The sequence below is a fragment of the Shewanella sp. genome (assembly GCF_013214165.1).
GTDB lineage: Bacteria > Pseudomonadota > Gammaproteobacteria > Enterobacterales > Shewanellaceae > Shewanella.
The window spans coordinates 1-6,684 of sequence record NZ_JABSSM010000132.1; the positions used below are offsets into that span (position 1 = coordinate 1).

The 6,684-nt window shown below is 39.8% G+C and carries 5 protein-coding genes and 1 pseudogene; 3 read left to right on the plus strand and 3 right to left on the minus strand.

What is annotated here, in order from left to right; all coding sequences use genetic code 11:
- Window positions 1–604 precede the first annotated feature (604 nt).
- The 3 genes from HRU42_RS20060 (at window position 605) to HRU42_RS20065 (ending at window position 2,737) form a co-directional block, all read left to right on the plus strand.
- Complete coding sequence (locus HRU42_RS20060) at window positions 605–946, plus strand: hypothetical protein (protein ID WP_295033750.1); 342 nt, start codon at window positions 605–607, stop codon at window positions 944–946.
- 861 nt (window positions 947–1,807) lie between these two features.
- A complete protein-coding gene (locus HRU42_RS21215; protein WP_367227200.1) occupies window positions 1,808–2,071 on the plus strand; it encodes an ABC transporter permease in 264 nt (87 codons plus the stop codon).
- A gap of 51 nt (window positions 2,072–2,122) precedes the next feature.
- Complete coding sequence (locus HRU42_RS20065; protein ID WP_295033751.1) at window positions 2,123–2,737, plus strand: hypothetical protein; 615 nt, start codon at window positions 2,123–2,125, stop codon at window positions 2,735–2,737.
- 133 nt (window positions 2,738–2,870) lie between these two features.
- On the opposite strand, the pseudogene HRU42_RS20070 reads toward HRU42_RS20065, so the two are convergent.
- The 3 genes and pseudogenes from HRU42_RS20070 to istA form a co-directional block, all read right to left on the minus strand.
- A pseudogene (locus HRU42_RS20070) lies at window positions 2,871–3,680 on the minus strand (ISAs1 family transposase); the annotation flags it as partial.
- 94 nt (window positions 3,681–3,774) lie between these two features.
- Window positions 3,775–4,533 carry an IS21-like element helper ATPase IstB gene (gene istB / locus HRU42_RS20075; protein ID WP_295033754.1) on the minus strand — a complete coding sequence of 253 codons (759 nt, stop codon included), beginning with the start codon at window positions 4,531–4,533 and terminating at the stop codon, window positions 3,775–3,777.
- Window positions 4,534–4,542: 9 nt separating this feature from the next.
- Entirely contained in the window at window positions 4,543–6,090 is a 1,548-nt protein-coding gene (gene istA, locus HRU42_RS20080; protein ID WP_295033753.1) for an IS21 family transposase, read from the minus strand.
- Window positions 6,091–6,684: the final 594 nt, after the last annotated feature.

Consider the following 6,684-nt stretch of genomic DNA (forward strand, 5'->3'; position numbering starts at 1 on the left):
GTGACCCTGTCGGCCCAGTAATGTTGAACCCAGATAAAGAGCCCGATGAAGAGAAGCAAAAAGTAGCATAAAATTTAAGTAAAGAGTGCCAACTACCTTGAAAAACACTGACGTTCTAGTTCGACGTAGTGAAATTTAATACCGGAAAACTTGAGAAATGTTTGAATATAAGACTACGGCACCTAGGGCCATCAAACATCAAAGCATACTAAACTGTATGTAATTCACTCTAATATTTCACTTCAGTAATAATAATTAATAAATATTTTATGATTTTATTTGTGAGTATTGCTGGTCAATGCCTAGTCGTTGGTCACCAGGATGTTGACTGTTGTTGGTTGGATCCAATGACAGCCAGCAAGCACCACAAGAGGTGGCGAATCACAACAATGAATTAACAATCTGGGTAGGGTAGATAAATTAGTAAGCCATCATTTGCATGATTATTTTTTATTGCAATAAATTCGAAAATGGTGTCTTATGAATGCAGGTTTTAAGCATGCGTAACGAAATTGGCATCGATATTAATACCTGTATAGAAATCAGATTTGTAGTAGCTTAATGCCAGAAGTATTTGGCATGTATTTGAGAACATGGAAGTTGTATGTCAGCATTATTTCGTCAGCAGGCCGTTGAGGCGCAAAAGCAAAAATTACATGGTGATGTGTCATTAGCACAGCCTATTTCAATTTATTTGGCTGTGCTCATTTTACTTAGTATTATCATAGCACTGGTGCTATTCCTGTCTCTTTCTCATTATGCCCACAAAGAAACGGTTCGTGGTTATTTAGTCCCAGAAAAAGGCTTAATTAACACCTATGCTAACCGCAATGGTAACGTCGAAGATCCGGAAAAGTTTCACTCTGCCGATATTGCTGAAAAATACGGTATTTCAGCTTATAGATCCCCTCATTTTAAATTATTAAATAATGCTAAACATGTGTAAATCAATTAGTTTTAAAACGAAAAAACCAGAATGGGTTGCTGTAAGCTATTTGTATTTAGCGTTAAAGCTGCCTTTGTTATATTAGGCTAATTATTGTGTGAGGCTTGATAATAGGTATTCATGATTTTTTAGCGTAGCTTGACCCTTATAGTTGTGGCCGAAAACCATCTGGAAAAGTTGCAGCCCTTGTCGCATCTGGTTTTTATGAGGGGTGCTTAAGGTCTTTTAGATCAAGCTAATATCGAAGGGGATCAAGCTTTAAAAATATGATCAAGAGACAGGATGGTGCACTTACTTACTTGAATCCAGCATCATGTATCTTGGTTAGACATTACTTGGATTAATACTTTAATCAACTTTATAGGATTTAAAGTGATTATTTCACAATAGAAACATTTTAATGATTCATGCATTTACCCTGATAGTTTATCTATTCGGCGTGCGGTAGCTATGGCTATACAAAGTAAATAATAATTTATTCATTATTTAGGTGCTTAGGCAAGACTTCTATTTTCTATGCCTAACCAGCATACGTAATTGATGCACGGTCACATCATGGTTCATAAGGCATTAAGTAACAACTCATATGTTAGGGTTCTGTCGCAAAGTTGACGAAGAAAAGTAAAGCCATGATAATGTTTCGATATTCTAAGAATGGGTAATCACATGGCAATCAACTTTTCAGGACGACATTACCCATCAGATATCAGGTTCTGTCGCAAAGTTGACGAAGAAAAGTAAAGCCATGATAATGTTTCGATATTCTAAGAATGGGTAATCACATGGCAATCAACTTTTCAGGACGACATTACCGTTTTAAGCTATAGCATCAATTTACGCACCTATGAACTTGGCGTAAGGATGGCTCTGGGTGGTTCACCCAAGGCGATTTCTAAACTGATCTTTACCGACTCCAGTAAGCCAGTGCTATATGGTTTTTTGGTTAGCATCGTGGTCCTTGTATCAATATCTATCTATTTGTCCCAACAGACGGATCTGAGTGTCTCGATTGAAGTGTCTACTTTGATTGTGACCTTGGTATTGATTTCATTTACCTCATTTGTCGCGTGTTTTATTCCGTTGCAAAGAATTGTTCGGGCGCACCCAGTAAAAGCGCTGCAATAAACTGTTTCGCAAGGGCAGTAATCAGGCTGCCCTAAACGCTTGGAGTTTCACTTGTTAAATAAAAAAATCTTTCTCTTGGCCTTATCGGGGGTAGCAGTATTCTTGTTACCCGGCTGTAGTTTAGGTAACAAAATTGGTCAATATGGCCAGGATGTCCAGACGTCATTAGGAAATATTTCAGTTAAATCTACAAAAAACGCAGGCACGCTAAAAACAACTAATGGTAACGTTGATATAGGCCGCCATGCTAAGGTAAAATCAGTTGAAGTGATCAATGGTAATGTCACTATCGGTAATTTTAGCCAAGCCGTTTCGCTACAAACCACTAACGGTAATATCCTTGTCAGTGAAAATGTTTTAATAAACGGCAACGTAAAAACAACGAACGGTAACATTCGAATTAATGGACGTGCTGAAATTGGTGCTAGTATCATCACCGACAGCGGCGATATTTTTATCGCGCAAGGAGTAACAGTTATGGGAGACATTATTTTTAACAAATCGGGATTCTTGTTATCTCAGTTTAAGAAAGAGCTCCCGATATTAGAGATTGCTAACGAGGTAACTATTAAAGGAAAAATTCACTTATATCGGGAAATAGACCTCCGCTTAGGCCATTCAATTGATCCTGAAAAAATACTTCATCATTATGATGACCGAAAATAATTTTTGCAGTTAAGCAGATCACAAAAGTCAGGTGTAGTAATCAGCACTTCGCTTGACTCATTCTATTGATATTTTTAAGGATAATATTGCTCACTTCAGAGCGGCCATGTAACCAGGGTGACCGCATGAGTGTTTACTTTTTACTCATAGGAGCCAACCCTGCGCGTAACACCCTTTCTAAAAAGGATGTTTTCATCCATGCCCTTTTTTGTTTCGTTGGTATACTCGTTTTTGTTGGCTCTGCTCTCAACATGTTTAGTGATGCTTGCCTCAGTATGGCCCAGTTTTCTGCGCCATTATCTTTATAAATCTGACAGTTATCTTCTTTTAAAGAAGCGTCAAGTACCCAATGTAAGTTATTCTCAACCGCCCAGTGACTCCTAACGGCTTCACCAAATGACTCCTCGTCTAACTTGGCTGAGATGATGTAATAGCGATATTCAAGGCTAGGTTCTTTGCCTTTTTCTTGCCTATAACTCATTGCCATTCCTAAGGTTTTAAGCTTTGGCCACTCAGGGAAATTAGCTGCAACCTCTTTAGCATTCAAGACATGGTAGCTACGAGCCTCTAGTCGACCATGTTGCTTATTGAGCAGGAGTTCTTGTGATACGGACTGTCTGCACTCCGAAAAACTTGATTTTATTGCCTCATGCAATGAAGGTTGATTGCCTTTTACCGCGAGTACATAGTCTGCTTTTTGCTCAATTATGCTGTTCGCAATACTCTTCTGGCAGCCCATGGCATCAATTGAAACCAGCGCACCTTTTAGATCCAGTATTTTAATTAACTCTGGGATCGCCATTATTTCATTCGATTTGGCGTCAGTACGTACTTGGCCAATGACCATATTATTCGAACAAGCAAATGCATTGACCATGTGAATAGTCGATTTACGATCATCACGGTCGTAAGAACCTCGTAGGGTTGCGTATTCTCATGAAATCGATCACTCATTCTCATCCATTGCGATCACCTATTCTCATCCATTGCGATCACTTTTCGCTGCCATTTTGCGGCTCGACTACAGTTCTAATTGATCACGTTTGATCCGTCAAGTTATTAGCTATTTTTCGCATCGATTCACCCTGTAATTCAAACCGCTGAGCACGATGGATCAATCTGTCCATGATCGCATCCGCATAAGTTGCCTCTCCTATCAATGCATGCCATTTTACGATCGGTACTTGGCTCATAATGATCATCGAGCCTTGTTCGTGCCTAGCATCTATAATGTCGAGTAAATCGCTGCGCTGTTGCGTGGTTAATACCTCCATACCCCAATCATCTAAGATCAAGATCGGTGTTTTATTTAATTGCTCAAGCAATCGTGGGTAACTACCATCACCATCACCATCACCATCACCATGGCGTAATAGCTCTTGCAGCCCTTTCATTCTAAAATAGCGTACGGCAATCCCCTGTTGGCAAAAGTAGTGCCCTATGGCGCAGCCTAGGTATGTTTTGCCACATCCAGTGGCCCCTGTAACAATGAGGTTCTGATGATGTTGCAGCCAGTGCCCTTCAAGTAAACTGCGAATTTTCGATTTTTCAATGCCGCGATTGCTACGATAGTCAATTTGATTTGGATGAGCGGCCAATCGGAACTTTGCCTTTTTGACTAACGCTGCGATCTTACGTTGCTCCCGATCATTGATCTCCTCTGCCAGCAATAGTGATAACCGTTCATAAAAACTAAGCTCGCTATATAAATGAGGCTGAGCTTCTTGCAATGACAAATGTTGTAACATGGTACTTAACCGTAAACGAGTAAGTTGCTGAGTTAATTCTGAATTTATGTCAATTCCTTAATGGTAATAATCTTGACCGCGTACATTTTCATGTTTAATTTCAGCCAGTAAATCGTCCTGATCGGGATCATCTACGGCTTTATCTAAATTATTTTTTAGGATCACTTTGATGTTTTGCAATCGAAATCCCCCCGTATCTAACGCGCGCTGGCACGCATTATTAAGTCTCTTTTTGGGGTATATTTTATTGAGGTTTAGTAGTCCAAGACACACTTTATAGCTTTGTTGTGGGTGGGCTTTACTGGCTAATTGATATTCAACCCATTGCAACACGTAGGCTCCGAGCTTGTTTGCCCATTGCTTTAAGCGCTCAGGGTTCCACTGAGCGTACTCTTGATGCGCTTTGGGCATATGTTCTATTTTAGTACTGTATCCCCCGATGCGGTCTGAACGAATGTGCTGAGCAACCAGTTGATTTCGGTAGTAAAGCTTGACCAGTTTGTCACTTACATGTGCCTCAATTTGTTTCTTAAGTAAACCATAAGGAACCGAATAATAGTGCTTGTGCATGTCGATATGATAATCGATATTCACTTTTACTTTTTTGATGAAGGTGTATTCATAATCAAGCAGTGGCAATGGCCTCATGGCCGGGAGTTCATGAGTTAAAAACTGGCTGGTTCTATCTCCTGGCAACTTCTGAAATGGTTTAGTATTTAATCGCCTCAATAGCTCACTAATACGCTGATTTAACTGCGTTAAGGTATAAAATACTTCATGACGTAACACCGCCATGATCCAGCGTTCAACAATTAACACACCATTTTCAGCTTTGGCTTTATCTTTTGGTTTAAGCGGTCTGGCTGGAATGATAGCAACATTGTAATGTGCAGCAAGCTGCTGATAAGACGGGTTTAGATCGGGATCATATTTACAGGCTCTGCTAGTGCCAGAGCGTAAATTGTCAGGGACAATAATATCAGGCACAGCACCAAAAAATGTAAATGCCCGTGCATGGCTCATGATCCAGTCTTCCAGTTTTTGGGATAGCGTCGCTTCGGCAAAGGTATAATTTGAGCCTCCCATCACAGCGACACACACTTGTGCACCTCTGAGCTCGCCAGTATCAGGGTTAACCAAGGGAATTGTCGGCCCGCAATAGTCAATAAATAACTTTTCACCGTATTGATGAACCTGTCGCATTGACGGTTGCTGACGGGATAGCCACTCCTTGTATATACGACATAGCTGCGGGTAGCTGTAGTGATTATCAGTATTTCGCTCGATATATTCTTGCCATAACAACTGTTTAGTAACACCCTTTTGCTTTAGTTGATGGTAAAAAACTGACAAAACTGGTAGGGGAATAGCCGTTCTAGGGCTGATTTTGGTTTGTAAAAAGTGCTGACTTAATTTCAGATCATCCCAACGTTCAGGCAAAGGCCAATCATCAATTCCGATCAACTTAGCACGATTAACATAAGTTGAAACGGTACTTGGAGATATAGATAAACTGTTTGCTATCTTGCGGTTAGACAATTTACCTTGGTATTTTAATCTCAGGATTTCTTTAAGTTTTCGCATTGAAATAGACTCGACTGGCATAACAGCTCCAAAACAATAAAAATAGAGCAAATATTATGCAGTTAAAATAATGCAAAATGGCAGCACTGATCCTGATATTTTAAGTTAAATTCCAACTAAAAATAGTGATCGGGATAGATGAGAATAGGTGATCGGGATAGATGAGAATGAGTGATCGGGATAAATGAGAATGAGTGATCGGGATAAATGAGAACAGGTGATCGACATACATGAGAATATGCACGCTTTATTTTGCACATCTGAATAGGATTCTTCCTGTTCCCAAGGCTCGCTAACTTTAACTTCTTTTAACTCGGTTATATTGTCATTTATCTCTGTAGCAACAAGCTCTTTACGAGGACCACCAATATGAGGCTTAGTATTGCGTGTATACCCTTTTTTTGACTCAGCGCTGTCTCTATACGAAACATGAAATTTTGCAATTTGCTCTTTAGTTTGCTTATTAATCTCTGTGCTATCAGACGAACGGCTGGAGTAATACAATAAGTGCAACAGATTAAGGTTGAAAAGTGAGAGAGCTGAAGGCAGAATTTTAGTTCTCACACACAAATTCAGAGTCTGTCATGAACAAACAGTACCATCAGCTCACTCAGG

Excerpts from the sequence above, each read along its gene's own strand:
- HRU42_RS20060 (WP_295033750.1), top strand. The coding sequence starts at position 605 with ATGTCAGCATTATTTCGTCAGCAGGCCGTTGAGGCGCAAAAGCAAAAA.
- HRU42_RS21215 (WP_367227200.1), top strand. The coding sequence starts at position 1,808 with ATGGCTCTGGGTGGTTCACCCAAGGCGATTTCTAAACTGATCTTTACC.
- istA (WP_295033753.1), bottom strand. The coding sequence starts at position 6,090 with ATGCCAGTCGAGTCTATTTCAATGCGAAAACTTAAAGAAATCCTGAGA.